Source organism: Variovorax sp. (assembly GCF_035634955.1).
In the GTDB taxonomy this organism is placed as follows: domain Bacteria; phylum Pseudomonadota; class Gammaproteobacteria; order Burkholderiales; family Burkholderiaceae_C; genus Variovorax.
In genome coordinates, this window is record NZ_DASQBZ010000032.1 from 170,855 (window position 1) to 197,516 (window position 26,662).

Below are 26,662 nucleotides of genomic sequence, written 5' to 3' on the forward strand. Positions count from 1 at the left end.
GGCGCCCCCGGCCCGGCCGGGCTGCACCTTGATCTGGCGCAAGCCAGGCAGGGCGCCTGGCATCCACCATCTAGCTGTTCGACAGGAACTGAAAGGACAAGGCCGTGAAGATTCTCATTGCCGTCGATGGCAGCGACTACACCCGCCGAATGCTTGACTACATAGCCGAGCACCAGACGACATTCGGTCCCGGGAACGACTTCACGGTCTTCCATGCGGTCATGCCGGTGCCGCACAGGGCGGCGGCGTTCGCCGGCCCGGACCTGGTGCATGGCTACTACGAAGACGAGGCGCGCATCGTGCTCGATCCCATCCGCGAGTTCATGAAGGCACGCAGTATCGAAGCTCGCTTCGAGCACAGGATCGGCAGCCCGGCGGCCGAGATCGCCAAGGCGGCCGAGAAGGGGCACTTCGACATGGTCCTGATGGGTTCGCACGGGCACAACGCACTGAAGAACCTTGTCCTCGGGTCGGTCGCGACCAAGGTGCTGGCCGCCTGCGGCGTGCCGGTTCTGCTGGTGCGCTGACATGAGCTACAAGACCATCCTCGTTCATCTGGACAGCTCGCCGCGCTGCGAGGCACGCACGGTGCTCGCGGCGCAATGGGCGCGCATCCACGGGGCGCATCTGGTGGGCCTGGTGCCCAGCGGACTGCAGGACGGCGTCATTCCCGCGAGTGACCTGGCCGGACGCAACGTCGATTTCATCGCGGAGTCGGCCGAGTTCCTGCGTCGGCGGGCGGAGGCCGTCGCCCGTGCGTTCTACAGGAACATCGGGGGCGCGCAGGCAATTGCGCATGAGGTGCGTCTTGTGGACAGCACGGCGATCGACGCGGTGGTGCAGCACGGCCGCACGAGCGACGTGGTCGTCCTCGGCCAGCACGATGGACGGCACGACCCGGGCGCAACAAGCGCCGACCTGGCACAGCGGACGCTGATGGAACTGGGCCGGCCCATCCTGATGGTGCCCTTTGCAGGCAACTTCGAGGGTGCCACCCGGCATGCCGTGGTGGCCTGGAACGGATCGCGCGAGGCCGGCGTTGCCCTTCGCGCCGCGCTGCCCGCGCTGCAGCAGGCGGCCAAGGTCACCCTGATCAACTGGTGCCGGCCCAGGGGCGAAGGCAACGGTCAGGAGCTGCTCGTACGCGAGATGCTGCAGTACCTGCAGCGCCACGGCATCGAAGCAAGTGCAGAAGGTGACGTGACCGAGATCGAGATGGGCGACGCCTTCCTGTCTCGCATCGGCGAACTGGGCGCGGATCTCCTGGTCATGGGCGGGTACGGGCATTCGCGCTTTCGCGAACTCGTCCTGGGCGGCGCCACGCGCCAGATCCTGGCGCGAATGACGGTGCCCGTGCTGATTGCGCACTGACGCAGGCCCGGCCCGGCCGACCCTGCGCTCAGGGCACGATGGCCAACTCGTTCCTGACGCTGGCGACGCCGGGCGCGGACCAGGCGACACCCTGCACCGCCTGCCGTTCGGCCCAGGAGTGGACCTTGCCCCGCAACGTCACGTACGGGCCATCGGCGCTGACTGTGATCGCCCTTGCGTCGCGCTGCGCCTGGCGTTGGAGCGCGCGCTCGATCTTCGCGGCGATGTCGGCCGGGTTGATCTGGGGCCGCAGCACCAGTTGGTTGGCGACCGACCTGACGCCGAACAGCTGGCCGACCGCGGCTTCCGCGGCATGGCGCTGGTATTCCCATTCCACCTCGCCCGTGAGCGTGACGCAGCCGTTCTCGACCATGATCCGGACCTTGCCGGGAGGCACGAAAGCGTTCCACGAAAGTGCGCGCTCCGACGCTGCGGCAATGTCGCTGTCGATCCGCTCGTCTCCCGCGGGGAGCTTGACCTGGAGTTCGACCGCTACGGCCCGCACCCCGGCCACCCGCTGCGCCGCGTGTTCGATGGCGTACTTCTCGGCGTGGCTCGCAGGATGGCCGGTGAGCGTCACCACGCCGTCCTTCACGAGCACGCCGACATTCGTATGTGTCACCGCCGGATCCCAGGCCAGTTCGGCCTCGACGTCGCGCTGGAGTTCTGCATCTGTCTTCATGGCATGTTCCTCTTGAGTTGGTGGAGCGTTCGGCAGCTCGCGGATTGCTTCTGGAGCGACCGTGATGTCACTGTAGAAGCGCCTTCGTCGCCCGCATTGCGCCAGATCAAGCCAGCCCAGCGACCGCCGCGAAGGCTGCACCGGGCCAGCTGGAAGCTCACTCGATGGACAGCGCGGCGCTCGGCACCTGGACATGAGCCTGGGCTTGGGTCCCGGCAGAAGCTGGCATCTGCGCCGCGACGGCCTCGGGCGCACGCACCAGCAGCACCGGTACAGGGGCGCTCCGAACGATGCTTTCCGCTCCGCTGCCCAACACCCAACGGCCGATGCCGCGGCGGCCGTGCGTGCCCAGGACGATCACGTCGGCCGGCCATTGGAGGGCTTCCAGTGCCACACTGTCGGCCAGCTTTCCGCTGATGGCGTCGTGCAGTGCCGTGTCGGCCTCGATGCCGCTCGCGGCGGCGATGGACTTTCCCTCATCCAGCAGCCTGGCGCCTTCTTCGCGCAGCACGTTGAGCCAGTCGCCCGCCAAGCCGGCGTAGGCGTCCATCGTCAGGGCAAAAGACAGTTCGTCGATCACATACATCAGGCGCAGGCGGCCGCCGGTGAGCCGGGCAAGCCGGATCGCCTCGGCCAGGCCGAGCTTGGAGGTGTTGCTGCCGTCGAAGGGGACAAGAATGTGCTCGTACATAGGGCCTCCTGATCTTGGGAGCCGCAGTATGGGTTGCCATGCACCCGCGCTGCCTTGATGTGGCGCAAAGGGCGCGACGCACTCGCTCCGGCCCGGCACGAGCGGCGTGAACCCTTGCGCTGGCGCAAGGCCGCGCGGCGGCACATGCGTGATCCTCGACTGCCGACCGAGGAGATCTCCAACATGCACGCAGCCACCCGAATCATCCGCGAAGAGCATGCCGCACTGTCTGCCATGCTGCGCTCGATCCTGCTTCTGCTGGTCGAGCATCGGCGCAAAGGCACCATGCCGGACTTCGCAGTCCTGCGCGCCATGCTGTTCTATGTCGACGAGTTCCCGGAGAAGCGGCACCACCGCAAGGAATCGCAGCTGCTCTTTCCGAAGCTTCGCGCCCGCACGCCCATCTCGCGCGAACTGCTCGACCGGCTCGACGACGATCACGAGCGCGGCGAGCGCAAGATCCGCAACGTGGAGCACGCCTTGCTGGCCTTCGAGATGCTGGGCGAATCGCGGCGCGAAGCCTTCGAGACTGCGGTGGAGCGCTATGTGGATTTCTATCTGGCCCACATGGCGCTGGAGGAGCGCGAGATCCTGCCCCTGGCCGAGCGCGTGCTGACCGAGGACGACTGGGCCGAACTCGACCGCGCCTTCCTCGCCAACCGCGATGCGCTGGCCGGCAGCGAACCCGAGCCCGAATACCAGGCCCTGTTCACCCGTATCGTGAACCGGGTGCCCGCTCCGCTCGGGCTGGGCCCTGAGGCCTGAATCGAGCCGCGGCGCCGCCAGGGCGCCGTCTTGAAAGGCGGCCGACGAAGCGCCCTGGTCCCGACTCAGGCCGACCGCTTCTCGAAATTTGCCTGGCAGGTGGCGCAGCGGATGGCGATGGGTTGCGCGATCAGGCGTTCACGCGGGATCTCGTCGCCGCAGCAGACACAGATGCCATAGCGGCCGTCAGCCATGCGATTGAGCGCAACTTCGATGTCGCGCAGCCGCTGGCGGTCCACTTCGGCTTCGGCCAGGAGCACGTCATCCTCCCGACCCGCCTCGGCCTCGTCGGCCCGCGTGTGGACTTCCTGCGTCGCATTCAAGGCGCCGCGAGCCAGCACCGTGGGCGACGCGGGGATCAGTTCGTCCAGGACCTGGCGCCGCATGGCGCCGAGCCGTTCGGCCAGTGCGGATCGGTCTGCGTCAGTGAGATGTTTCATGTGGACTCTCGCAAGCGTTGTGGCACGGCAGCGATGTTGTCGCTGCCGCAGCCGTACATGGCGATGGCCGTTTGTGCGTTCTGAACGGCCTACTGGATGTTGAGCAGCTTGTTTCCGGACTCGCCCTGGCGCTTGGGCAGGGTGAGGCTCAGGACGCCGTTCTCCATCCTGGCGGAGGCCGCCTTCTCGTCGATGTCGCTCGCAAGCGTGAAACCGCGCGACATGGTGCCGCGGTAGGTTTCCTTGAGCACCGAGCGGCCTTCCGTCTTTTCCTCGTCCTTCTTCACTTCGGCGGTAATGGACACGTAGTTGCCGTCGACCGACACGCGGACGTCCTCCTTCCTGGCGCCGGGCAGGTCGGCGGTGACCAGAAACTGCTTTTCGTTCTCGGTCACGTCGATGCGGATCTCGGATGGCAGTTCCGCGTCGTCGAAGAACGGCATGGGGCGCGCCCAGCGGCGCATGAGTTCGGGAAACATCGATTCGAAGCGATCGAGGCGTGTCAGTGCGTTCATGCTTGGCTCCTTGGAAGATGGGAAATCATCTGGGTCGGGGTGACGCCCAGGAAGTACGGAGCGGCCCCGGCACCGTCACTCTAGGAGCGGCGCCAGCGGGGGAGCTTGCGCTGCATCAAGACGCGCGCCCGCGGCGGCGATCGGCCGGCGCGACCGTTCGGGTCCTTGATCGTCATCAAGCCTGACGCCGCCCGCGCGCAGGACGATGTGGCCTCGATTCATACGAGTTCCTTCAACCCCGAAACGAAGCCGTCCTGAGGGGGCTGTGATGTACCGGCGAATCCTGGTTGCGATCGACGGCAGCCCGACGGCTGCGTGCGCATTGGAAGAGGCGCTGCGCCTGGCGAAGCTGGGCAATGCCCGGCTGTGCCTCTTGCACGTGGTCGACGAGATGAAGCACCTCACCGGCTACGAGACGTTCACCGCCTATGCCCACGACGTGCTGCCGCGCTTGCGCGCTGGCGGCGAACTGGTGTTGAAGAACGCCGCCGAGCATGCAACCCGTGCAGATGTCGAGGCCGACTGCGCTCTGTTCATGGCGTCGGCGGACCGGGTATGCGACGTGGTGGTGGCAAAGGCCCGCTCCTGGGGCGCGGACCTGATAGTCATCGGAACGCACGGACGGCACGGGTTGGAGCGGTTCTTCCTGGGCAGCGACGCGGAGCAGATCCTGAGGCAGGCGCCCGTGCCGGTCCTGCTGGTGCGCGGCGGCGCGAACCAGCCACCCACGCGCACCGGCTCCCGCACGCCGGGCGCCGGCAACGCGGGGCTGCTCAGTCCCGGGTCAGGATGGAAAGAATGACCCGAAACGCCAGCCAGGCGACAGCCGCCACGAGCAGGACGATCGATGCGAAAAGGAGGGACTGCTTCATGGTGCGATGGCCTCGGTCTTCTTGGCGCCGACGTTGCCACGCGCCGCATGGACCCGGTTTGACGCAGCGCAAGGAGTGCCTAGGGCCTGGCAGTGGCGGATATCGCCACCGGCACGTAGATCAAGCGCATGTTGCGCATGATCAGCAGGGCGGCCGTGCGCTTGCGTGGCAGCCTCTCCACGGCGGCGCGAAATTCCTCGACGCGTGCCACGCGCTGGTCGTTCACGGCCATCACCAGGTCCCCGGGGCGGATGCCTTCGCTGCGCGCCGAGCCGCTGGCCTCGCGCACGACAAGGCCTCCCTCCAACTTGAACTGGCGCCGCTGCTTGGCGTCGAGCTCCCCCAGGCGCAGGCCGAGCCCGTCGTTCCATTCGTCGGCAACGGCGCCCGAAGGATAGTTGCGGCGCGGGCTGCTCGGCTCTTCGGCCCACGTCACCCACAGGCTCCTGGTCCGGCCCTGGCGCCAGACGGTCAGCCGGCTGAGGCTGCCGGCGGGTCGATCGAAGATCTGCTGCATGAGCGCCGCAAGGGTGGCGACGGGCCGCTCATCGAGCGCCAGGAGCACATCGCCGATCGACATGCCGGCCGCGGCAGCGGGCGATCCAGGCTCAACCATCGCTACCAGAGCGCCCTTGGCCTGTGCCAGCCCGAAGGAGTCGGCAAGCGCCGGTGTCAGCGCCTGGAGTTGCGCGCCGAGCCGCGCACGATGCACCGCGCCGTCGCTGCGCAGTTGCCCGAAGGTACGCATCGCCACGTTGATCGGAATCGCGAAGGAAATGCCCATGTAGCCGCCGCTGCCCGAGTAGATCAGCGAATTGATGGCCACGACTTCGCCGCAGCGATTGAAGAGGGGGCTGCCCGAACTGCCCGGGTTGATGGCCACGTCGGTCTGGATGAACGGCACTTCTCCCGCGCCGGGGATGTATCGGTCGAGGGCACTGACCACGCCGCTGGTGAGGCTGCCGCTGAAGCCGAAGGGCGAGCCGATGGCGGCTACCCAGTGGCCCGGACGAAGCTCGGACGAGTCGCCTACGGGTGCCACCGGGAGCCCATGGGCCTCGATTGCGAGCAAAGCGATGTCCGTGCGCCGGTCGCTACCGACAAGGCGACCGGGATAGCGGCGCCCGTCGGCCAGATATACCTGGATCTCGTCGACATCATCGACGACATGCGCGCTGGACAGAATGAGGCCGTCGCTGCCGACGATGAGGCCAGAAGCGAGGTCGCGCTGTTGGCTCACCGGCATGGAAGCGGGCAAAGGCCAGGAGAGCCGGTCGCCGAAGTCCACTTCCGGCTGCAGATCCGGCTCGAACTCGCCTTGGTCAATGGTGCGGCCGACGCGCAATGTGCGGACGTCCACGACGCTGGGTGTGCGCAGCGCCACAGCAGTGGGCCCGGGCTCCGGCGGGGGCGCGTTGCACGTGGCGAAGGCTACCGATGGCGTCGCCATGAGCAACATCAACCTGCACATGGCAAGGCCCAGGCTGGTCATGACGTTCCTCTTGCTCGTTGACGACAGTGACTTGACTGTAGGAAGCGAACGAGGAGCGTGCGTTGCGCCGGATCAAACGAGGCGTCGGTGGCACGCGTTCGATGCAGCGAGATTGCGGGGCGGCTATGCCAGGCGCCGCAGGGCCGCGGCGGCTCGCCGAGACCTCAGGGCGTGCCTGGCGCAGGCATGCGCTTGCGGTGCTCGAAGACTTCGAAGACGGCCATGCCCAGCAGCATGGCCGCCACGAAGACGACTGCCTTGACTTCGCCCATGCCGAGCGCAACGAGCGCGGGGCCGGGACAGAAGCCGGCAATGCCCCAGCCGATACCGAAGAGGGCGCTGCCCAGGACGAGCCGCCGATCGATCCGGCGACCCGAAGGCAGGCGCATCTCGGCGCCCAGGAAGCTCCGCGCGCGGCGGTTCGCCACGGTGAAGGCCACCGCGCCCACGGCAATGGCGCCGGCCATGACAAAGGCCAGGGAGGGGTCCCAGAGGCCCGCAAGGTCGAGAAAGCCCAACACCTTGGCCGGATTGGCCATGCCGGACACGATGAGGCCCAGGCCAAAGACGAGGCCGGCCACGAAGGAGGCAAATGCAGCCATGAACGACTCTCCTCAGATGCCCAGCAGATGACGGATGACGAACACGGTGACGAAGCCCGCCCCCATGAAAATGACCGTGGCGACCAGCGATCGCGGCGACAGTCGGGACAGGCCGCAGACGCCGTGGCCGCTGGTGCAGCCCGCGCCGTAGCGCGTGCCGATTCCTACGAGGAGCCCGGCGACGATCAGGCTGCCGTAACCGGCATCGATTTGCGGCTCGGGCACGGCGGCAGACAGCAGGTAGACGAGCGGTGCGCCGACCAGTCCCAGAACGAAGGCAATGCGCCAGGCGCTGTCGCCGCTGGTCGGCCTGACCAGGCCCCCCAGTATTCCGCTGATGCCGGCGATGCGTCCGTTGAGCAGCACGAACATCGCTGCGGCAATGCCGATGAGCGCGCCGCCGGCGAGCGAGGCAAGCGGCGTGAAGTGGTTCCAATCGACGGACATCATTCTTTCTTGGGGCAGTAGAGGCGATAGAGGAGCGACAGGATCTCGAGCATGGAAGGATCTGCCACGCTGTAGAAGATGTTCTTGCCCTCGCGGCGCGTGTTGACAACGCCTTCGTTGCGAAGAACACCGAGCTGCTGTGAGAGGGTGGGTTGGTGGATGCCCAGCGCTTCCTCCAGGTCGCTGACGCACATCTCGCCCTGCGAGAGCTGGCACAGCAGCAGCAGGCGCGCCTCGTGGGCCAGCACCTTGAGGGCGCCGACAGCCTTGCCGGCAGCGCTGCGCAGGGCTTCGGGGTCGATGGTCGAGGCAGGATGCTTCATGGGGGTCAAGCCGAAACAAATTCGATTGCAATATTATGTACTTCAATATAATATTATTCAAGAAACTAACGCACATCCAAGGAGTGCCTCATGTCCAACCGCACGACCACCCAAGGTTTCTTCGATGCCAACACCTGGACGGTTTCCTATGTCGTCTGGGACCATGCAACGCGTCGCGCCGCCGTGATCGATCCGGTGCTGGACTACGACTTCAAGTCGGGGCGCACGAGCACAGTCTCGGTAGACAGGCTGTTGGCCTACGTCCGCGAGTTGGGGCTGCAGGTCGAGTGGATCCTGGAAACGCACGCGCATGCCGACCACCTGTCCGGTGCCCGTCACGTGCAGGCGCAGGTGGGCGGCCTGATCGCCATCGGGGAGAACATCCGCACGGTCCAGGCAACCTTCAGGACGCTCTACAACCTGGAGCGATCCTTCCTGCCGGACGGCAGCCAGTTCGATCACCTGTTCAAGGACGGCGAGGTCTTTCGGATCGGCGAGACACAGGCCACCGCGATGCTGGTCCCTGGCCATACGCCGGCCGACATGGCTTACCTGATCGACGGCGCGGTCTTCGTGGGCGACACGCTGTTCATGCCCGACGTTGGCAGCGCGCGCGCTGATTTCCCGGGTGGCGATGCGCGCCAGCTCTATGCCTCGATGCGCAAGTTGCTGGATCTACCGCCCGAGACGACGGTATACGTCTGTCACGACTATCCGCCGCCGTCTCGGGAGCCGCGCTGGCAGACCACTGTCGCCGAGCAGCGAGCGCATAACGTCCACATGCACGATGGCATCAGCGAAGAAGCCTTCGTGGCGATGCGCACACAACGGGACGCAACGCTGGACGTGCCGACGCTCATTCTTCCGTCGATCCAGGTGAACATACGCGGCGGGCAGCTTCCGCCTGCGGACGACAACGGTGTCGCTTATCTTCGTATTCCGCTGAATGCGCTGCCGGTGCATCGCCAGCCGGAGCCCGGCCCGCGGGACTGAATCGGGGCCGGAGACAAGCGCGCTAGTACTTCTCGGGAACGATCTTGAACGGATGATCTGACTCGCGATAGTCGCCGCGCTTTTGCCGCTTTGGCAGGATGATCTTGTTGAAACCGAGGTGGTTATGGAGAGGAGAACGTGAGCTGACAGGATTGAGATATGTCCCGCAATCCCGATTCCCAGTGCTCCTGCACTGTGGCGTCGCGTGTCCTCGGTGTTGTCGTGGGGGGAGGGGGGCGTCTTGGCAGGCATGACAGCATCGTAGGAGCCGCGCGTGCCCTGACTTGCCGCGCCGTCGCATTTGCGGTCGCGCGGTCTCACTTTCGTTCGAGCGGCAGCACCACGTGCGCGAACAGCAGCGCCAGTGCGCTGCCTAACAGCGTTTCCCAGGCTCGGGAGGCGAGCAGGGCCACCGAATGTTCTCCATGTGCGGCCAAGGTCAGCACCAGCGTGAAGGCATAGGCCGCACACGCAATGTCATAGCGCAGCGCGTTACTCCAGGCAAAGAGCATCATGGCCGCGGCGGCGAACGACCAGCCCAGCCAGGGCAGGTGTTCGGCCAGGGGCAGGGCGGCCAGGCCGGCCAACACGCCCACACAATTGCCCAGCATGCGTTGGCGCCCGCGGAGGAAGGTGTCGCTGCGGCTGCCGGCGATCACGTAGATGCAGCCGGTGATGGCCCAGCCGGCTTGCTCGAGTTGCAGCATCGCGTCCAGCGCGACGATGGCCAGCGCGCCCAGGGTGGCTTGCAGCCCCATGCGCATGCGCTCGGGCACCGGCCACGGCGCTTCCTGCTGCGGCGCGTGCAGCAAGGCGAGCCCCGGCGCAGGACTTGCCACCAGCCGAGCGGCCAGCGCCGACACCGTACCGACCACGCCCAGCAGCACCACCATGTGCGCGTCCACGTGCTGGGCCCCGACGCCATAGACAAAGATCTCTCCGATATAGAACTGCGATCCCATGCCCGCCCGCAGCGGCGTTGACCGGCGCAGGTACGCCACGACGAAGGCGCCCGTTGCCAGCAGCAGCTCCGGCGCATGTGCAAAGCGTGGTGTCAATGCCGGCGTGCAAGCGGCGAACAGAGCAGCGCCGGCACAGGCCGCCAGGCCCAGAGCAAGGATCTGACGCGAAGCCTGCGCGCGGGTCGGCGCGGTTTCCGAGACCAATGCCCACAGGGCGATGCCGCCGGCCATCAGGTCGAGCGGCACGTGCGCGTCGAAGCGCCAACCCAGCCAGCGCGCAGTCGGCGCGGCCAGGCAGGCCCCCAAGGCATAGCCCAGGATGAGCCGGATGCCGAACAGGCATGCGCTGCCGCCGGGGTCGAGCTGTGCCAGCCAGCGCTCAGCGCGCAGCGTGTTCATGGAGGGTGGAGACAAAAAGAAAGTGAAAAGAAGAGGGTGCGTCGATCGTAGGAAGGCAGGCGCGGTCGCACTTGTCCGGTTGTCTCACTTCTTGCACGCGTGGCCCCCGCAGGCGCCGGTGTGCAGACCGGATGCAATGGGCTTTCGGTCAAGAACTGGGACGCAAGTCAAACATCGAAAGCGATGCGATTCCCAGAATTCGTCCTTTACGCAGCGCACTTCATTTCATCTGGACCACGACATGAAAGTTTCTGAACCCGCGATTGGCGCCAGGGCAATCCGCCTGCTGAAAATCGCAATGGTGCTGGCCGTTGGCCTGTGGGCATTGCTGATCGCAAGCGACAACCTCGTTGACTACGACAGCAACTGGCAGTTCGTGCGGCACGTGCTCTCGATGGACACCGTGTTCCCGGACAATCGCCTGCGCTGGCGCGCCATCACTGACCCCCGGCTGCAGGCGCTGGGCTACTGGGCCATCATCGCTACCCAATGGCTGATGAGCGCGCTGTGCCTCGCCGGCGCCGCACGGCTTTTCGCCGCACGCCGCCACGCAGGCGCCTTCAGCGCCGCCAAGGCCCTGGCAGCCTGGGGCCTGGGCCTGGTCTTCCTGCTGTACTTTGTAGGCTTCGTCGTGATCGGCGGCGAATGGTTCTGCATGTGGCAGTCGACCATCTGGAACGGGCAGGCCAAGGCCGTGATGTTCCTCAGTTGCGCCATGTTCGTGCTGCTCGTGCTGCTAGTGCACGACGAAGAAGCGCCGTCATGACGGCGCGGTCGCTCCGTCGCCGATGGCCTGGGTTCCGTGCTCTGGCCGATTGGTCGGTTGCCCCATAAGATTCAGTAACCTCTTACCTTAAGAAGGTTGTCTTGACTTCAACGCTGGTTCTCACGCAAGTTTCCGCCCTGCCACGTCCTGCGCGCCGTCACTTGCGACTTCTGGTCCAACTGGCCATCGGGGCTCCGTCACCTTGACGTCCATCGCGGTCCTGGCCGACAGCGGCTCGCCTTGCCAGCAGGGCGGCGGAACGGCCTGCCAGATCAACTACACCGAGGGCAGCGTCGGGCATGGCCAGCCTGGACTCAACAGCCAGCCGATCATCAACACCCATCAACGCAGTCGGAGGCACCGGCGGCATTGGCGTGGACGACTCCAGCGGCGTGTCGGAGGCCACCGGCTGGACGCATGATGGATGACGCCGCCACGGCCCTGCGCGAACTCGGCACCGGCCTGCGCGCCGAAGCGCGCGGCTGGCGCTGGCGCCATTCACGCAATCTCGAGGCCCTGCGGCCAGTGGTCTCGGTGGCGCTGGCGGTGGCGGCCTGCCATGCGCTGCGCCTGCCGGACAGCTGGTGGGGCGCCATCACCGCCTTCACGGTGATGCAGGCGAGCGGCGCCGCCTCGCTCTACCGCGGTGTTCTGCGGGTGCTGGGCACGATCGCCGGTGCCGCCCTGGCCTGGTGGCTCGGGCCTCTTCTGGCCCATCATTCCTGGGCCTTCGTGCTGGGGCTGGCGCTGGTCGCGTGGCTGGGATTGTTCTGCGCGCTGGCCTTGCGCCATGGTTACGCCTGGGTGCTGGCGCTGGTCACATTTGCCATGGTGGCATGCCAGGCGCTGCAGGCCGACGGCGTCGCCCTGGCGCAATTCGCGCGCGATCGGGTGGCCAACGTCGCGGTCGGCAGTGCGTCCTGCATGCTGGTGGCCTGGCTGGCCGATCTTGCCAGCCGACGCACGGCGCCGGGTGACGCGCCCTGGCGGGCGGCGCCAGCGCCCGCGGACCTGCGGCCGAACGCCGCCCGACATGCCGCGCAGGGGGCAGTGGCGGTCGCGGTGCTGGCGCTGATCCTGCTCGCGGGCGAGTTGCGCCACTTCGCCCAGGCCATGGTCACCACCGTCGCGGTGCTGGTCGTGCCGCTCGAGGGCCTGGCCAGCGATCCGGTCGGCAGCGTGCTGCGGCGCATGGTGCAGCGCGTGGCGGGCTGCCTGCTCGCCATTGCGCTGGCGGGCCTGCTGCTGCCCTGGATCTCGGGCCATCCGCCGGCATGCCAACTCGCGCTGGCGGCCGGTGTCTGGTGCGCAGCCTATCTGCAGAGCGGCAGCGCCAGCGCGCGCTACGCGGCCATCCAGTTCGGCGTGGGCTTCATCATGGTCTTCGTGCAAGACCACGGCTGGCGGATGGAGGAGGCACCGGTGCTGCAGCGCATGGGCGGCATGCTGGCGGGGATGGCGGTGCTGTCACTGGTGATGGCCGCGGCGGGCCGCCGCACCGCCACCTCGCGCTAGGACGCATCGGCCGGGCTTCGCCGTCTTGCGACGCGGCGTCAAGGCATGGGACGCCGGCGGCCTTCGCGGCAGCATCCGCCTCGCACAATCGCCAGCATCATGCAGGCCCTGGAGCATCTCACCCTCGGCTCCATGCTCGACACCCTGGTCAGCGTGGGTGCTGCCTTCGTGCTGGGCAGCCTAGTGAGCTGACAGAATAATAAAAATGCGTTGTACAACAATGACTTGCGATATTCTGAACTTTTCGTGAGTAGGCTAGAGAAGTTCAAAATCTGCCGCGCTAGCCCCGAGAGTTCAGAATCTACATAAGGAAGTTCGCTTCAAACCTCAGAATCTGCTTCGGCCGCCAGCGAGCGACTCGGCATCGCGCCAAGCAGCGCGTCTGTTTTCGGCACGTCTAGGCATTTTTGAGAACGCTCTGTGGCGAGCAGTTCCGCCCAATGAGTCGATGGAGTGATTGATCCTAGGAAACCTCCCCCTTGTCCGAGTAGGCGCTGACGGCCGCTTGATTCGGACTCGCCATGGGCGAATCGGCGAGTCCGCGGCCGTGGCACGCTAACTCAGTTGGGAGGATCTACTACTCAGTCCTCTCAACCTCTCAACGGACTAAAGACGATCAGGCAGGCGCTCCGGCTGCGCTACGTGGCGCCTTCGTCCTTCCTCAATCGAGCTTGATGTTCAGTTTCTTCACCAGTTCCTGGACCCGTGGGTATATGCGACCGCTGCCTATATCCGAATCAAGAACGGCGAGAACAACCCTGCCATCATGGGCGCCATTGCGGGAGGGTCGCCTACATACCTGTCGACAGGAAACGGCACCTTGGGCTATGCGCCGCGCAGTGCAACGGGTTACGACCTCGGTATCCGCCACTCGTTCTAGTTGACGGGGCCCCGGGTGCCCCACCCGGGTCGCCGCTACCTGCCTTGTTGCGACGCCAGATGTCGCTCCAATGCTTCGCGGCCGCGCCGCGAACCTTCGGTGTCGACGCGATCTTCGAGGACCTGGGTGAGCTGCTTCAGTTGGCCAGCAGTCAGCCCCACATTCATGCTGATGCGCATGTGGGATTGCAGTTGAGCCTCGGCACCTGGCAAGGCAGACAGCATGCTGACCGTGGCCAGTTCGCGGCTTTGCCAGTCGAGGGTGTCGCGCTCGAAGATGTCGCCGAACAAGTGCGTCTTCAGGTACTGGTCAATTGCAGGTGCGAACTCGAACAACGCGCCCTGGACAGGCCCACCCGAAAGACGCGTCTGGTTGGACGTGCCCGCTGCAAGAAGGGCATCTCCTTTCGGTATCGGCCTGGAGGGCGTGCGGCCCACGGGATCTTGCTTGCCGCGCTGTTTTCTTGCGTCGACAACCTTCATCAGCTCGCCCAGCGCATTGAGGCTGCGCGGAAACCCGGCATACGCATAGAGCTGTACGAGCACTTCTTTGGACTCGTTGATCGTCAAGCCCGCATCCAGCCCCTGATTGAGCGCTGCGTTGAGCTTGTCCAGGTGGCCTGCCGCTGCGAATGCCGCGATGGGTACGATGGCTTGTTGACGGGCGTTCAAGGAGTCGGAAGCGCCCTGCGTCGCGGCCGGTTCTTGGTGCATTTTCGGGGTCTCCTGGGCAGCAGAAGTGAAGCTTGGAAAGGCGCTTGCCACACTCAACAGCAGGGCTGATGCACGGGCAAGGGAGCGAGAGCTGGCGCGTTCAACGAGTGCTGTATTGCTCATCGCTGACCTTCTCCATCCAATGAACGTTCTTCCCATCCACCGACCCGGTGACCGCCAGGTGGGTGAGGGCGGTCAAGGGCCCCGCGCCGTGCCAATGCTTAACGCCGGGCGGACACCACACGACGTCGCCCGGACGGATTTCCTGAACGGGCTTTCCCCATTCCTGAGTGAGGCCCACGCCCGAAGTCACCACTAGGCGCTGGCCGGCGGGGTGGGTGTGCCAGGCGGAGCGCGCGCCGGGCTCGAAGGTGACCAGTGCACCCGATGCATTGATGTCATTGTCGGCCGGCCAGACGGGATCGACGCGGACCCGTCCGGTGAAGAACTCGGCGGGGCCTGTGGCGGAGGCTTGGCTGCCGGCGCGCGCGATCTGCTGCGCGGGCGCGTCGGAAGGGGGCGCGGCGCCCGCGCCGCCGGAGGAATGGGCCGCGGCCGCACACACCGCGAAGTTCAGGAATCGTTTGTACATGTCGTCAGTTGCTATGGGATGGAAGCGTGGTCTCTACTCTATGAAGCAGTCGATTGGTTGAGAAGACTGCAAAATGAATACACCCTTGTGCAACCTGCTCACCAATGACGCGCGAAAACCTCAATGACCTGCAGGCGTTCGTAACCGTCGCGCGCGAACGCAGCTTCACGCGCGCGGCCGCCCACCTGGGGCTTTCGCGGTCTGCGCTCAGTCATGCCATGCTGGCGCTGGAGGCACGCCTTGGCGTTCGCCTGCTGACCCGAACGACGCGAAGCGTCTCCACGACGGAGGCAGGCGCGCGCCTTTTCAACGCGCTTGCGCCTCGCCTGGAGGAGATCGACCTGGAATTGAGCTCGCTCACGGCCATGCGTGACAAGCCAGCCGGGACGGTGCGCATCACCGCGCACGACCACGCGATCACCACCGTTCTGTGGCCACGCCTGGTGCCTTTGTTGCGCACGTACCCGGACGTGCGAATCGAATTGAGCGTGGACTACGCCTTCACGGACATTGCGGCCGAACGCTTCGACGCCGGTGTTCGCGTGGGCAACAGGGTGGACAAGGACATGATCGCCGTGCGCATTGCCCAAGACCTGCGCATGGCTGTGCTTGCGTCGCCCGACTACATGCGCGGCAGGCGGATGCCGGCCGAGCCACATGAACTGACGGAACACCGCTGTATCAATCTTCGGCTGCCCACGCATGGAGGGCTGTACGCGTGGGACCTTGAGAAGGATGGGCAAGCAGTGAAGATCCGGGTCGATGGCCAGGCCACCTTCAACAATACCTTCCTGATGTTGCAGGCTGCGCTGGACGGCGTAGGAATGGCCTATGTACCCCTGGACCTTGCCCGCGCGCACATCGAGCACGGGAGACTGGTACCTGTGCTCGAGAACTGGTGGCCAGCTTTCCCCGGTTATCACCTGTACTACGCCGACCGCAGGCAGATTTCACCGGCGCTGGCGTTGGTCATCGACGCGCTTCGCTTGCGCGATGCGAGCACCTAGGCTGGCTCGAAACGCAAATTGACAAGAACGGCTTGCGAGTCTGACAAGCTGGGGCAGGCTAGTCAGGTCGCTGTGCGCAATCTAGAGTAGTTTGGGCAGCACATCACGGGCTGAACATCACGCAAGGAAAGAACAGAATGCAAGGTACGAAGCTCTACGCCCCCGGCGACGTGCGCATCGAAGAGATGCCCGAGCCCGCCATCCTCAAGCCGACCGACGCGATCATCAAGCTCGCGGCCACATGCGTCTGCGGCTCCGACCTCTGGCCCTACCGCGGCCTGAACAAAGTCGAAGCGCCGATGCACATGGGCCATGAATACTGCGGCACGGTGGTCGAGGTCGGCAGTGCCGTCACGTCGGTCAAGCCCGGACAGTTCGTCGTCGGTTCGTTTTGTCTGTCTGACAACACCTGCCCCCATTGCCGCTTCGGCTTTCACTCCTCGTGCGTGCAGCGCGAGTTCATGACGGGTGCGCAGTCACAACTGGCGCGAGTGCCTCTGGCGGACGGCACCCTGGTGGCCCTGGAAAAGCAACCCGACGAGGACTTGATCCCGAGCTTGCTGGCCGCATCCGACGTGCTGGGCACGGGTTGGTACGCCGCCGATGCCGCGCGAGTGCAGCCGGGCAGCACCGCAGTGGTGGTCGGTGATGGTGCGGTAGGCCTAATGGGTATACTGGCCGCCAGGCAGATGGGCGCGGCGCGCGTCATCGCCATGAGCCGACACAAGGCACGGCAGGAGCTCGCACTGGAGTACGGCGCGACCGAGATCGTCGCAGCGCGTGGCGACGAAGGTGTTGCCGAGATCCAGCAACTGACCAAGCACGTCGGCGCCGACGCGGTTCTGGAATGCGTAGGCACCGCCGAATCGATGAAGCAGGCGCTTGCCGTTGCCCGACCAGGCTCCATGATCGGGTACGTCGGCGTGCCGCACGGCGTTGAGTTCGATGGCCAGCAACTTTTCTTCTCGCAGAGAGGCCTGCTCGGCGGTCCGGCGCCGGTGCGGCGTTTCCTGCCGCACCTGCTGGACTTGATCCTCACGCACAAGATCAATCCGGGCAAGGTGTTCGACCTGCAGATTCCGCTGGCGGACGTGGCCGAGGGCTACAAGGCCATGGATGAGCGCCGGGCAATCAAGACACTGCTGAGGATTTGACCACCGCGCGACCCACGGGTCGTCACGACTTTGGCGCGACCGCGCCAAGGTCGCCGAACCAGTAGGCGGCCGTCGCGCCACCGTCGCTCAGGAAGTCGCTGCCCGTGATGAAGCCGCCGTCGGGCCCCATGATCAGCGCAGCCAAGCTGGCGATCTCGTCCGGTGTGGCGGCCCGGCCCACTGGACTGCCCTCGATCATGGCGCGATAGCCGGTGCCTCGCGGTCCCGTGAGCTCATCTTTCGCAAGCGGCGTGATGACGATGCCCGGACTGATTGTGTTGACGCGCGCGCCTCGCTTTCCCCAGCGAACCGCCTCCGCCGCTACGCGAAGAGAGTTGCAGCGCTTGGAGATCTGATACGCCCGCAGGGAGTCGGTCACCTTGTCAGGCTGCAGCATGGGCAACGCGAGCAGGTTGTCGGTCGAGGTCATCGCCAGCGCCTTGTTTTCTTCCATCGTGAGTGCGGGCAGGCGATGGCCCGACTGGGAGGCGATGACTACACCTGAACCGCCTGGGGCAATGATATGGCCGACCTCTTCCAGGACCACCGCCGTTCCATAGAGATCGACCTTCAGGATGGTCTCGGGCGATGCTTGAGAAGGGGAGACCCCTGCTGCGTGGATCAACCCCGTGACGGGGCCGCGCGCCGCTGCTTGCGCAACGAGTGCCTGGACCGAGGCTCGCGAAGACACGTCGACCACGGCGGTGCTCGCATCGAAGCCGGCATTGCCAAGCACCTCAGCAGCCGCTTCAGCGTTCTGCGCCCGAACGTCAGCGAGTATCAGGTGTTTGCCAGTGCCTATGCGTCGCGCAATGGCCTGGCCGATCAAGCCTGGGCCGATGACGATGACGATCTGTTTCATCTCTCAATCTCCTACTGTAGGTTGCGCGGCACCGTCATGGCCGCAGCGTGTTGAAGTTTCGCGTGAGCCTGCCCACCCCGTGCGTCTGCGGCGGCGGTCAGCGTTTGCAGGTCGTTTCGTACGCTGGCGGGCTCCCCAGTGAGCGGCATGTTGCCCGCGTCCCACACCCCATCCAGAGATCCAGGTTCGTCGGCAGCGAGGGCGGCGAACATCACTTCCAGATTGGTGGTTGCCGCGCCGTGCTCGGCGACCAGTTCAAAGGTCTTTCCGAGCGCTGCATCCGATGTGAAGCTTGCCACGAGCACCTGCGCAATCTGGCGGCGAGAGACAACGCCGTCGCTCGGGTCGCCCGCTTGTCGCTTGTCTCCCTGCAGCGTGAGCAGGCGTTGCTGATCTTGCGCGTTGTAATCGAACCAGCCGGGACGGACAATGGTGTAGGGGAGACCACTGGCGCGAAGCAATCGCTCGCCGCGCCGCTTCCAGTCGTGGATCTCGGTCGCGCGGTTGTACGCGCCTTGCCGGTTGGTCACACCGATGGCAGTCATCAATGCAATCCTGGGAATACGCGTGCCATTCGCGGCCGACGCGCGCATCGCGGCGACTATGTTTCGCACGCCCCCGTAGTCAACGCGCTCCGCCTCGCTCTTCCCGCCATTGGCGCCGTGCGTGAAGGCGACTGCGTCGATGCCATCGACTGCGTCGGAAAGTGTGTCTGCCCGTGTCAAGTCACCGATGAAGCACTGCGCCTGCTTGGGCAACATACCGGCCCGTGGCGTGGTACGGACCAGCGCCCTGACGGAGTACCCCTGTCGGAGTGCCTCGGCAAGGACCAAAGTGCCGACGCTGCCAGTTGCGCCGACCACCAGTACATTCAAGGCGGCCGGTGCCGAGCGGAACTGTTGCGTCATGTATCGCCACCCAAGCTGACTTCGTTCACGTGGTGGCGGGGGCAACCGCATCCTGCCTTGTTTTGATTGGCCAGAAGGCCATGGCGGCGGCAGCGAACGCGAACAGAGCCATCAAGCCGGCAAGGGTTTGAGGCGATCCGTCCGATCGCACGGCGAGAATCAAGGAGGATGCGATGCCACTGCCGTATTGAAGCGAGCCGATCAGCGCGGCCGCCGATCCGGCAATGCCCGGCACGCCATCCAGCGCGCCGACGGTCGCACTCGCCGCCACGATGCCGTTGGTCGAGAAGAACACGAAGATCGGGATCGCAATGCCCACAAGTCCTCCGGACTGCGTCTGCGCCAGCGCGAACCCTATTAGCATCGCCGTTGCCGCGACTGCGGTGGCGGCGCGCAGCAGAGTGTCGATGCTGAAGCGCCGCACCAGTTGGCGATTGGCAAAGCTCAGCGCCATCAAGCCGACGATGTTTGCGGCGAACAGCCAACCGTAGTGCTGCGCATCGATGCCGAAGTAGTCGATGTAGACCTTAGGCGACCCTGTGATGAAGGCGTAGGCGCTGACGTAGAAGAAGGTGACGCACAGGGTGTAGCGCATGAAGGTGGCATTGCTCAGCAATTTCCGATAGTCGTGCAGAGCACCCAGGCGGGGGCCGGTGGAGCGCCGCTCGGCGGGGTAGCTCTCGGGCAGCCACCGCAGTGCCAGCACCATCAACGCGCCGAGCGAAGCTAGCAGCCAGAAGATGCTGTGCCAGGAACTCAATCGGATGATTTGGCCGCCCAGCAACGGACCGAAAATGGGCGCAATGGCCATGATGACCGTGAGTGTCGAGAGCACCTGCGCGGCCTGCGTGCGTGCATAGAGGTCGCGCACCATCGCGCGAGCCAGCATTGGACCGGTGCATGCGCCGAAGGCCTGGAAGACGCGCCAGAACACGATCTGCTCGATGCCCCTCGACAAGGCGCAGCCGACCGAACCGATCACGTACAGCGTAACGCCGATGAAGAGCGGCTTACGTCGGCCGATACGGTCGCTAACCGGGCCCCAGATCAACTGCGCCAGGGCGAACCCGATGAGAAATCCGGTGATGGTGAGTTCGACATTCCCCTGCAATTCGCGCTGCATTTGGGGCATGGCGGGCAGGTAGATGTCGGTCGACAATGAGGTAAACGCCATTAGGGCGCTGAGTAGAGCGAGCAGCAACCAGCCGGCCGGGGCGGTGGGTTGCTGCGGTGTTGGAGAAGACTGGGCGTGGTGGGGACTTGCCATGCGGTTGAACTCTAGGCAGTCCTTCATCTGTTCACTAGTCCCATTGAACTTGCTCCACAATCAAGAAGGAATTGACAATCGGATCCGATGGGCGAGCCGGACTACTTGATGGCCAACGCGAGCTGCGCAGAAGCGACTCCGCTGAATCGCCCCGGGGCGATTCAATCCTTGGTTCCATGGAATCCTGACCCGGATCAGGTCCAGATGGCAATCAACATTTGGAGAGCTGAGGGCATCTGGATTGGGCGACATCGACGCATACACCGGCGTACTTGAACAGTCACCACTGCGGGTCGGTAACTTCGCAGGATTCAGTTGCCGTAACGATGAAGGGTACTGGCAAAGTCGTCGAGAAGAGATTCACCAAATGACCGGAACAACGGCCGCCGGCCAGGAGCTGACTTCCCCTTGAGGGGGAAGTCGCATCGAAAGCGGCCGTCAACACAGTCCGGGCGGTGCCGCTGGACCAGCTAGAAGCCGCACGCAACCTGCGATAGCGCCCTTCGCAACTCTTTGGCTGCGGACTCGTCCGGTTGCTTCAGGGTCCGCCAAGCAATGATGCCGTCCGGACGCACGAGGACCGCGCCGTTCTGAGGCAGACCAAACACAGCTTCAAATGGTTGGCCTTCGGGGAACGTGATGTCAGCGCCAACTTGAACCGCGTTGATGCCCAAGCCGCTGGCAGCCGCCATCCAGCCGGGGTTCGCAGAGAGCAAAACGAAGTCATCGCCGAGCAAATCCAGGGAAGAAACCTTTACTCCAGCCTTGTTCACCCAGACATGAGGCGCGCGGGTTCCAGGCTGACCGGCCCATCGCTCAACAGTAGCGGCAGGAGGCAACTCGGATCCCGCTCCGATGACCGCGGAAGAGCGAACGAGTTGCCCGAACTCTATTTAACATAATATACATTGTATAAATTACGAACGACTCGACGAGACCGACACGTCTGGCCCACACCGATCCAAAACCCACGCCCGAACACCCCCTTCCGCATTCGCGAATTGCACCTGCTGAAGCCTCGGCGCATCCTCGGCGCCATGACTCTTCCTCTCATTCCCGACACCCACGGCGGCGTGCAGGCGCGCCATCAGGCGGCGCTCGATGACGGTCGTTTTCTCATTCAACGCTGCGGTGGCTGCGGCACGGCGGTGTACTTTCCGCGCGAGCTGTGTCCGCACTGCGGATCGGCCGAACTGGGCTGGGAGGCACCGGCCGGCACGGGCACCGTGTATTCGGTGACTACCGTGCGCCGCAAGCCGGAGGCCGGCGGCGATCTCAATGTTTCGCTGATCGACCTGGACGAAGGCGTCCGCCTCATGAGCCGCGTCGAGGGCGTGGCGCCCGGCGCGGTCCGGATCGGCCTGCGCGTGCAGGCCCGCGTGGTGCGCGAAGGCGGTGTCGGACTGGTGGTGTTCGACCCCGTTTCCACCGAAGCGCAAGGAGCCACACGATGAGCGCCGTCACCAGCGACTTGAAGACGCTGCGCGGCAGTGCCGCCATCGTCGGCGCCGCGACTTTCGGTTGCGGCGAAGCACCCGGCTACACCGACATGGAACTGCTGGCTGCATCCGCGCGCGCAGCGGTGGCCGATGCGGGCTTGAGGATGAGCGACATCGACGGCCTGTGCACCGCCAGTGCGAGTGCCACCATGTGGTCGATGCCGGTGGTCGAGTACCTGGGGCTGCGCCCGAGCTATATCGACGGCACGATGATCGGCGGCTCGAGCTTCATCGCCCACCTGCTGCCGTCCATGCGCGCGCTGCAGTCGGGCCAGTGCAACGCGGTGCTGGTCTGCTACGGGAGCGCGCAGCGCACGGCCGCGTTCGGCCGCAAGGAGGTGGTCGCCAGCCGGCGCTTCCTGGACCCGCAGCCGTACGAAACCCCCTACCAGCCGATGATGCCGCTGTCGGCCTACGCGCTGGCGGCGGCCCGCCACATGCACCAGTACGGCACCACGCGTCGGCAGCTGGCCGAGGTGGCGGTGGCCGCCCGCGCCTGGGCGCAGCGAAACCCCGAGGCCTTCATGCGCGGCCCGCTGAGCATCGACGACGTGCTGGGTGCGCGCATGGTCAGCGACCCGCTGACGGTGCGCGACAGCTGCCTGGTGACCGACGGCGGCGGCGCCTATGTGCTGGTCCGCGCCGAGCGTGCGGCCGACCTGCCCCGCACGCCGGTCTACGTGCTGGGCAACGGCACGGCCGTGTGGAACCGCCAGATCTCGTCCATGCAGGACCTGACGGTGACGGCCGCGCGCGACTCGGGCCGCGCCGCGTTCGCCATGGCTGGACTCAAGCCTGCCGACATCGACGTCGTGCAGCTCTACGACGCGTTCACCATCAACGTGCTTCTGTTCCTGGAAGACCTCGGCTTCTGCGCCAAAGGCGAAGCCGGTGCATTCGTCGAGAACGGCGGCATCGGCCCCGGGGGGCGCCTGCCGGTCAACACCAACGGCGGCGGGCTGTCATGCGTGCACCCGGGGATGTACGGCATCTTTGCGCTGATCGAGGCGGTGCGGCAACTGCGCGGCGAAGGCGGCGACCGTCAGGTTGCCGGCGCCACCACCGCGCTGGCGCATGGCAACGGCGGCACGCTGTCGAGCCAGTCGACCGCCGTGCTGGGCTTGCGCGAAACGCTCTGATCCGGCGGCGCGCCCGCCTACCACTTGCCGTCGGCAGGTCGCGCGGCGGGCGCCGGGGCCGCCTTGGGCGCGGCAGGCGCGTTGCCCGGCCGTGCCGGTGTCGTTGCCGGCGGCCCGCCCGAGCCGGCCGGCGCCTTCGCCGCCGTCAGCAGTGCTACAGCGTCCGGGCGGTTGCCTTTGCTGGCGAAGTCCAGCGCGGTCATGCCCTGCTGGTTCTTCATGGCCAGGTCGGCGCCCTCGTCGATCAGCAGCTTGACGGCCTCGGGCGTGCCGTACATGGCCGCCATCATCAGCGGCGTGGTCCCGTTGGGCGATTCGGCATCGATGAAGGCGGACTTCTCCAGCAACACCTTCATGACCTCGACCTGGCCACCGGTTGCCGCATAGTGCAGCGGCGCCCAGCCGGTCTTGTTGATGTCGGCGTCCCGCGCAATGAGCTTGGCCACCGCGTCCTTGCGGCCCTTGAGCGCGGCCATCATGAGCGGGCTTTCGTCGCTGCGGTTGCGCGTCTCGACATTCACCTTGGGCGACGCGATGAGCAGATCCGTCACCTTGGCCGAGCCTTCGCGCAGCGCCAGGATCAGGCCGGTCTGGCCATGCTCGTCGCGCTGGTTGGGATCGAAGCCCCGGTCGATCAGCCGCTGCACGCCGGCGGCGTTGTCGACACCCACGGCCCGGAAGAAATCGACCTTGTCGTCCGCCAGCGCGTTGCCGGAAAGCCCAGCAGCGACAGCAAGATAAAAGATGAAGTTAATGAATTTTCTGATCACTTGAGAACGTCCTTGAACAGGTCTTCGAAGTTCTTGCTTGTCGTACTTGCGACATCTTCGAGGCTGATCTTTCGAATATCGGCAATCTGCTGCGCCACATAGGGCACCAGCGCCGGCGTGTTGGTCTTGCCCCGGAACGGAACCGGCGCAAGGTAAGGGCTGTCGGTTTCGATCAGCATGCGGTCCATCGGGACGAACGCGGCCACCTGGCGCAGATCCTCCGCGCGCTTGAAGGTCAGGATGCCCGAGAACGAGATGTAAAAGCCCAGGTCGAGCGCCGCACGCGCCACCTCGGCCGTCTCCGTGAAGCAGTGGAACACGCCACCGGCACCCTTCCCGCTTCCGTCCTCGCCCTCCTCTTTCAGGATGGCAAGGGTGTCGGCGGAGGCTTCGCGCGTGTGGATGACGAGGGGCTTGCGCGTGGCCTGCGCCGCGCGAATGTGCACGCGGAAGCGGTCGCGCTGCCATTCCATGTCGGCCACGCTGCGGCCGCCTTTTCGCTCTTCCATCTGGTAGTAGTCGAGGCCGGTCTCGCCAATGGCGACCACCTTGGGACGCGCCGCCAGGTCCAGCAAGCGCTCGACGGTAGGTTCCTCGATGTCCTCGTTGTCCGGATGAACGCCGGCGCTGGCCCAGAAGTTGTCGTACTCCATGGCCAGGGCGTGCACGCCTTCGAATTCCTCCAGCGTGGTGCAAATGCACAGCGCGCGGTCGACCCGGGCCGCGGCCATGGCCTCGCGCAGCTGCGGCATCTGGCCGGCGAAGTCGGGAAAATTGAGATGGCAGTGCGAGTCGGTGAACATCGGGGGCGGGAAAAGGAAGAACGAACGCGACGGGCCGAATCAGGCAAGCCGGCGGACCCGACAGCGCGAAGGGGAAACGCGGGCGTGAAGCCGGAACGCGGGCGCAAAGGCCAAAGGATGCCAGATTGTCCAGGCACCCGCGCTGCCACGCCTGCGGCGGGCGCCTCGGCCTGGCGATCGCCCGGCGACGGCCTTCAGATCGTCTGCGTGGGCCGGTCGGACGCGCCCGCGCCAGCGAGCATTTCGTCGATCTTGGCCTTGAGCTGGCGCGATTTTTCGTCCGACGGGAAGCGCACCCCTACGCCTGGGGCGCGGTTGCCGGCGGCGCGCTCCGGCGTGATCCAGGCCACCTTGCCTGCCACCGGGTAGCGTTGCGGGTCGTCCGGCAGCGTCAGCAGCACGTACACGTCGTCGCCCAGGCGGTACTCGCGCGAGGTCGGAATGAAGATGCCCCCTTCCGCGAACAACGGAATGTAGGCCGCGTACAGCGCGCCCTTTTCCTTGATCGCGAGCTGGATGACGCTTGGGCGTGCCGGCGCGGCAGAGGTTGGGGCGGGTGCTGTGCTCATGAACGATTGGGTTTGCCGCCGGAGTTTAGGTGGACACTGGCCTGGGTCACAAGCGCTTCACGCATCAATCCGGCATTGAAGGGGTGTTCTGCGGTTTTTGCCGCATCGGCGAGGTCGCGCGCCCAGTCCGCCAGCGTGCGCAGCGGCGGCGCCGGCGGCAGGTCCGCGCTGGCGAAGAAGCGCGGTTCGGCGCCGGCGGCGCAGGCCTGCAGGTCGTGGCAGAGCTTCTGCAGCGCATCGATCGCCTGCGCCGGCGAGCGTTCGCCCAGCGCCGCCACCTCGCCGCGCCGCATGGCCTGGGGCAGCCGGGACCAGGCTTGCGCCGTCAGGCCGTCGCGCGCCAGGACCAGCGCGTCCTGCGGCCGGCCGCCGGCGGCACGCAGGAGCATGGGCGCCTCGGACTCGGCCAGCCCCTGCGCTTGAAGCCAGGCCACCGCCTCGGGCGTCTGCGGCCAGGGCATGTTGAAGGCCATGCAACGGCTTCGCACGGTGGGCAGCAGCTTCCACGAAGCCTCGCTGGCCAGCACGAAGCGCACGTCGCCGGGCGGCTCCTCCAGCGTCTTGAGCAAGGTGTTCGCCGTGACGCTGTTCATGCGCTCGGCCGGATAGACCAGCACCACCTTGCCCCGGCCACGCGCGTTGGTGCGCTGCGAGAACACGACCGCCTCGCGCATGGCCTGCACGCGGATTTCCTTGCTGGGCTTGCGCTTCTTGCTGTCCAGGTCGGACTGGGTCTGCTCGTCGAGCGGCCAGCCCAGTTCCATCTGCACTGCTTCGGGCATCAGCACGCACAAGTCGGGGTGCGTGCGCACATCGATCGAATGGCAGCTCGGGCAGCGGCCGCAGGCGCCCGTTGGGGTGGGCTGCTCGCACAGCCAGGCCGATGCCAGCGCCAGCGCCAGCTGGTACTGGCCGAGCCCGGACGGGCCTTCCAGCAGCAGCCCATGCCCGCGCAGGCGCAGCAGTTCGGAAAGCGGGCCCTGCAGCCAGGTGGGCAGAGCGGCGGCGGCCGCAGCGGTGCTCATGCTGGAACCAGTCCCCGTTGCGCCAGTGCTTCGCGCACCTGCTGCCAGACCTCGTCCCGGCCGCGCTCGGCATCGATGCGGGCAAACCGCGCCGCCCCGGCGGCGCGCGCCGCGTAGCCGGATGCGACGCGCCGGAAGAAATCGGTCGACTGCGCCTCGAAACGGTCGGGCTGGCGTGCGTCGGCCAGCCGCGCGGCCGCCACTTCGGGCGGCAGGTCGAACCACAGCGTCAGGTCCGGCTGAAGCAGTTCGCCATCTTCGCCCTGCCCCTGCACCCACTGCTCGAGGCGGCCAAGCACCTGCGCATCGAAGCCGCGTCCGGCGCCCTGGTAGGCGAACGTGGCGTCGGTGAAGCGGTCGCAGATCACCACGTCGCCGCGCGCCAGCGCCGGCGCGATCACCCGGACGATGTGGTCCCGGCGCGCCGCAAAGACCAGCAGGGCTTCGGTCAAAGGGTCCATCGCGTCGTTGAGGATCATCTCGCGCAGGCTCTCGGCCAGCGGTGTGCCGCCCGGCTCCCGAGTGCGTGTGACCGCCCTGCCCTGGCTGCGGAACAGCGCCTCGAGGGCATCCAGATGGCTCGACTTGCCGGCCCCGTCGATGCCTTCGAGCGTCAGGAACAGCGGCGCCGTCATCGGC

31 protein-coding genes are annotated in these 26,662 nt (G+C 66.0%); 11 read left to right on the forward strand and 20 right to left on the reverse strand.

The window, feature by feature from the left end; genetic code table 11:
* The first annotated feature begins 104 nt into the window (after nt 1–104).
* Entirely contained in the window at nt 105–527 is a 423-nt protein-coding gene (locus tag VES41_RS21625) for a universal stress protein (protein WP_324821356.1), read from the forward strand.
* 1 nt (nt 528) lies between these two features.
* On the forward strand, nt 529–1,371 hold the full coding sequence (locus VES41_RS21630) for a universal stress protein (RefSeq protein WP_324821358.1): 843 nt from the start codon (nt 529–531) through the stop codon (nt 1,369–1,371).
* Between the two features lie 28 nt (nt 1,372–1,399).
* Here the strand turns inward: VES41_RS21630 and VES41_RS21635 are convergent, their stop codons facing one another.
* Nucleotides 1,400–2,053 (reverse strand): BON domain-containing protein, encoded by a 654-nt coding sequence (locus VES41_RS21635; protein ID WP_324821359.1) that lies wholly within the window; start codon nt 2,051–2,053, stop codon nt 1,400–1,402.
* A 157-nt stretch (nt 2,054–2,210) separates the two neighbouring features.
* Nucleotides 2,211–2,744: a universal stress protein gene (locus VES41_RS21640; RefSeq protein ID WP_324821361.1), complete on the reverse strand. Its 534-nt coding sequence runs from the start codon at nt 2,742–2,744 to the stop codon at nt 2,211–2,213.
* Between the two features lie 144 nt (nt 2,745–2,888).
* Here VES41_RS21640 and VES41_RS21645 point away from each other — a divergent pair, with 144 nt between their 5' ends.
* Complete coding sequence (locus tag VES41_RS21645) at nt 2,889–3,509, forward strand: hemerythrin domain-containing protein (protein ID WP_324821363.1); 621 nt, start codon at nt 2,889–2,891, stop codon at nt 3,507–3,509.
* A 65-nt stretch (nt 3,510–3,574) separates the two neighbouring features.
* On the opposite strand, the gene VES41_RS21650 is transcribed toward VES41_RS21645, so the two are convergent.
* Both VES41_RS21650 and VES41_RS21655 read right to left on the reverse strand, forming a co-directional pair.
* On the reverse strand, nt 3,575–3,949 hold the full coding sequence (locus VES41_RS21650) for a TraR/DksA family transcriptional regulator (protein ID WP_324821366.1): 375 nt from the start codon (nt 3,947–3,949) through the stop codon (nt 3,575–3,577).
* 89 nt (nt 3,950–4,038) lie between these two features.
* Entirely contained in the window at nt 4,039–4,464 is a 426-nt protein-coding gene (locus VES41_RS21655) for an Hsp20/alpha crystallin family protein (protein WP_324821368.1), read from the reverse strand.
* 268 nt (nt 4,465–4,732) lie between these two features.
* On the opposite strand from VES41_RS21655, the gene VES41_RS21660 reads away from it, so the two are divergent.
* Nucleotides 4,733–5,266: a universal stress protein gene (locus VES41_RS21660; protein WP_324821370.1), complete on the forward strand. Its 534-nt coding sequence runs from the start codon at nt 4,733–4,735 to the stop codon at nt 5,264–5,266.
* Between the two features lie 149 nt (nt 5,267–5,415).
* Here the strand turns inward: VES41_RS21660 and VES41_RS21665 are convergent, their stop codons facing one another.
* The 4 genes from VES41_RS21665 to VES41_RS21680 form a co-directional block, all read right to left on the reverse strand.
* Nucleotides 5,416–6,828: a trypsin-like peptidase domain-containing protein gene (locus VES41_RS21665; protein WP_324821372.1), complete on the reverse strand. Its 1,413-nt coding sequence runs from the start codon at nt 6,826–6,828 to the stop codon at nt 5,416–5,418.
* A 164-nt stretch (nt 6,829–6,992) separates the two neighbouring features.
* A complete protein-coding gene (locus VES41_RS21670; protein ID WP_324821374.1) occupies nt 6,993–7,430 on the reverse strand; it encodes a YeeE/YedE family protein in 438 nt (145 codons plus the stop codon).
* A 12-nt stretch (nt 7,431–7,442) separates the two neighbouring features.
* Nucleotides 7,443–7,877, reverse strand: coding sequence for a YeeE/YedE family protein (locus VES41_RS21675; RefSeq protein ID WP_324821376.1), 435 nt, complete (start codon nt 7,875–7,877; stop codon nt 7,443–7,445).
* A complete protein-coding gene (locus VES41_RS21680; protein WP_324821378.1) occupies nt 7,877–8,200 on the reverse strand; it encodes a metalloregulator ArsR/SmtB family transcription factor in 324 nt (107 codons plus the stop codon). Before VES41_RS21680 ends, VES41_RS21675 begins: the two co-directional genes overlap by 1 nt.
* A 90-nt stretch (nt 8,201–8,290) precedes the next feature.
* On the opposite strand from VES41_RS21680, the gene VES41_RS21685 reads away from it, so the two are divergent.
* Complete coding sequence (locus VES41_RS21685; RefSeq protein ID WP_324821380.1) at nt 8,291–9,193, forward strand: MBL fold metallo-hydrolase; 903 nt, start codon at nt 8,291–8,293, stop codon at nt 9,191–9,193.
* A 317-nt stretch (nt 9,194–9,510) separates the two neighbouring features.
* Here VES41_RS21685 and VES41_RS21690 read toward each other — a convergent pair whose 3' ends face one another.
* The gene (locus tag VES41_RS21690) at nt 9,511–10,554 is read right to left on the reverse strand and encodes an FUSC family protein (protein ID WP_324821382.1); all 1,044 of its coding nucleotides are present in this window, start codon (nt 10,552–10,554) and stop codon (nt 9,511–9,513) included.
* A 241-nt stretch (nt 10,555–10,795) separates the two neighbouring features.
* Between VES41_RS21690 and VES41_RS21695 the strand changes: the two genes are divergently transcribed.
* On the forward strand, nt 10,796–11,320 hold the full coding sequence (locus tag VES41_RS21695) for a DUF2165 domain-containing protein (RefSeq protein WP_324821384.1): 525 nt from the start codon (nt 10,796–10,798) through the stop codon (nt 11,318–11,320).
* A gap of 420 nt (nt 11,321–11,740) precedes the next feature.
* On the forward strand, nt 11,741–12,835 hold the full coding sequence (locus VES41_RS21700) for an FUSC family protein (protein WP_324821386.1): 1,095 nt from the start codon (nt 11,741–11,743) through the stop codon (nt 12,833–12,835).
* 915 nt (nt 12,836–13,750) lie between these two features.
* Here VES41_RS21700 and VES41_RS21705 read toward each other — a convergent pair.
* Both VES41_RS21705 and VES41_RS21710 read right to left on the reverse strand, forming a co-directional pair.
* A complete protein-coding gene (locus VES41_RS21705) occupies nt 13,751–14,551 on the reverse strand; it encodes a carboxymuconolactone decarboxylase family protein (protein ID WP_414719205.1) in 801 nt (266 codons plus the stop codon).
* Nucleotides 14,529–15,020, reverse strand: a complete 492-nt coding sequence (locus tag VES41_RS21710) for a (R)-mandelonitrile lyase (protein WP_324821388.1) — start codon at nt 15,018–15,020, stop codon at nt 14,529–14,531. The genes VES41_RS21705 and VES41_RS21710 overlap by 23 nt, the downstream gene beginning before the upstream one ends.
* Nucleotides 15,021–15,124: 104 nt before the next feature.
* Between VES41_RS21710 and VES41_RS21715 the strand changes: the two genes are divergently transcribed.
* The gene (locus tag VES41_RS21715; RefSeq protein WP_324821390.1) at nt 15,125–16,027 is read left to right on the forward strand and encodes a LysR family transcriptional regulator; all 903 of its coding nucleotides are present in this window, start codon (nt 15,125–15,127) and stop codon (nt 16,025–16,027) included.
* 137 nt (nt 16,028–16,164) lie between these two features.
* The gene (locus VES41_RS21720) at nt 16,165–17,181 is read left to right on the forward strand and encodes a zinc-dependent alcohol dehydrogenase family protein (protein WP_414719206.1); all 1,017 of its coding nucleotides are present in this window, start codon (nt 16,165–16,167) and stop codon (nt 17,179–17,181) included.
* A gap of 22 nt (nt 17,182–17,203) precedes the next feature.
* Here VES41_RS21720 and VES41_RS21725 read toward each other — a convergent pair whose 3' ends face one another.
* The 4 genes from VES41_RS21725 to VES41_RS21740 form a co-directional block, all read right to left on the reverse strand.
* Nucleotides 17,204–18,043: an SDR family oxidoreductase gene (locus VES41_RS21725; protein ID WP_324821394.1), complete on the reverse strand. Its 840-nt coding sequence runs from the start codon at nt 18,041–18,043 to the stop codon at nt 17,204–17,206.
* An 11-nt stretch (nt 18,044–18,054) separates the two neighbouring features.
* Nucleotides 18,055–18,951, reverse strand: coding sequence for an SDR family oxidoreductase (locus VES41_RS21730; protein ID WP_324821396.1), 897 nt, complete (start codon nt 18,949–18,951; stop codon nt 18,055–18,057).
* A gap of 25 nt (nt 18,952–18,976) precedes the next feature.
* Nucleotides 18,977–20,218 (reverse strand): multidrug effflux MFS transporter, encoded by a 1,242-nt coding sequence (locus tag VES41_RS21735; RefSeq protein WP_324821397.1) that lies wholly within the window; start codon nt 20,216–20,218, stop codon nt 18,977–18,979.
* Between the two features lie 470 nt (nt 20,219–20,688).
* Complete coding sequence (locus VES41_RS21740) at nt 20,689–21,057, reverse strand: hypothetical protein (protein WP_324821399.1); 369 nt, start codon at nt 21,055–21,057, stop codon at nt 20,689–20,691.
* 198 nt (nt 21,058–21,255) lie between these two features.
* Here VES41_RS21740 and VES41_RS21745 point away from each other — a divergent pair, with 198 nt between their 5' ends.
* Nucleotides 21,256–21,672 (forward strand): Zn-ribbon domain-containing OB-fold protein, encoded by a 417-nt coding sequence (locus tag VES41_RS21745; protein ID WP_324821401.1) that lies wholly within the window; start codon nt 21,256–21,258, stop codon nt 21,670–21,672.
* Complete coding sequence (locus tag VES41_RS21750) at nt 21,669–22,856, forward strand: thiolase (RefSeq protein ID WP_324821403.1); 1,188 nt, start codon at nt 21,669–21,671, stop codon at nt 22,854–22,856. The genes VES41_RS21745 and VES41_RS21750 overlap by 4 nt, the downstream gene beginning before the upstream one ends.
* A gap of 17 nt (nt 22,857–22,873) precedes the next feature.
* Here VES41_RS21750 and VES41_RS21755 read toward each other — a convergent pair whose 3' ends face one another.
* From VES41_RS21755 to tmk, 5 genes are all read right to left on the reverse strand, one after another.
* Nucleotides 22,874–23,623 carry an ankyrin repeat domain-containing protein gene (locus VES41_RS21755; RefSeq protein WP_324821766.1) on the reverse strand — a complete coding sequence of 250 codons (750 nt, stop codon included), beginning with the start codon at nt 23,621–23,623 and terminating at the stop codon, nt 22,874–22,876.
* On the reverse strand, nt 23,623–24,429 hold the full coding sequence (locus VES41_RS21760; RefSeq protein ID WP_324821405.1) for a TatD family hydrolase: 807 nt from the start codon (nt 24,427–24,429) through the stop codon (nt 23,623–23,625). The genes VES41_RS21755 and VES41_RS21760 overlap by 1 nt, the downstream gene beginning before the upstream one ends.
* A gap of 194 nt (nt 24,430–24,623) precedes the next feature.
* Nucleotides 24,624–24,998, reverse strand: coding sequence for a PilZ domain-containing protein (locus VES41_RS21765; protein ID WP_324821407.1), 375 nt, complete (start codon nt 24,996–24,998; stop codon nt 24,624–24,626).
* A complete protein-coding gene (locus VES41_RS21770) occupies nt 24,995–26,023 on the reverse strand; it encodes a DNA polymerase III subunit delta' (RefSeq protein ID WP_324821409.1) in 1,029 nt (342 codons plus the stop codon). The genes VES41_RS21765 and VES41_RS21770 overlap by 4 nt, the downstream gene beginning before the upstream one ends.
* The gene (gene tmk / locus VES41_RS21775; RefSeq protein ID WP_324821411.1) at nt 26,020–26,658 is read right to left on the reverse strand and encodes a dTMP kinase; all 639 of its coding nucleotides are present in this window, start codon (nt 26,656–26,658) and stop codon (nt 26,020–26,022) included. The genes VES41_RS21770 and tmk overlap by 4 nt, the downstream gene beginning before the upstream one ends.
* Nucleotides 26,659–26,662 lie beyond the last annotated feature (4 nt).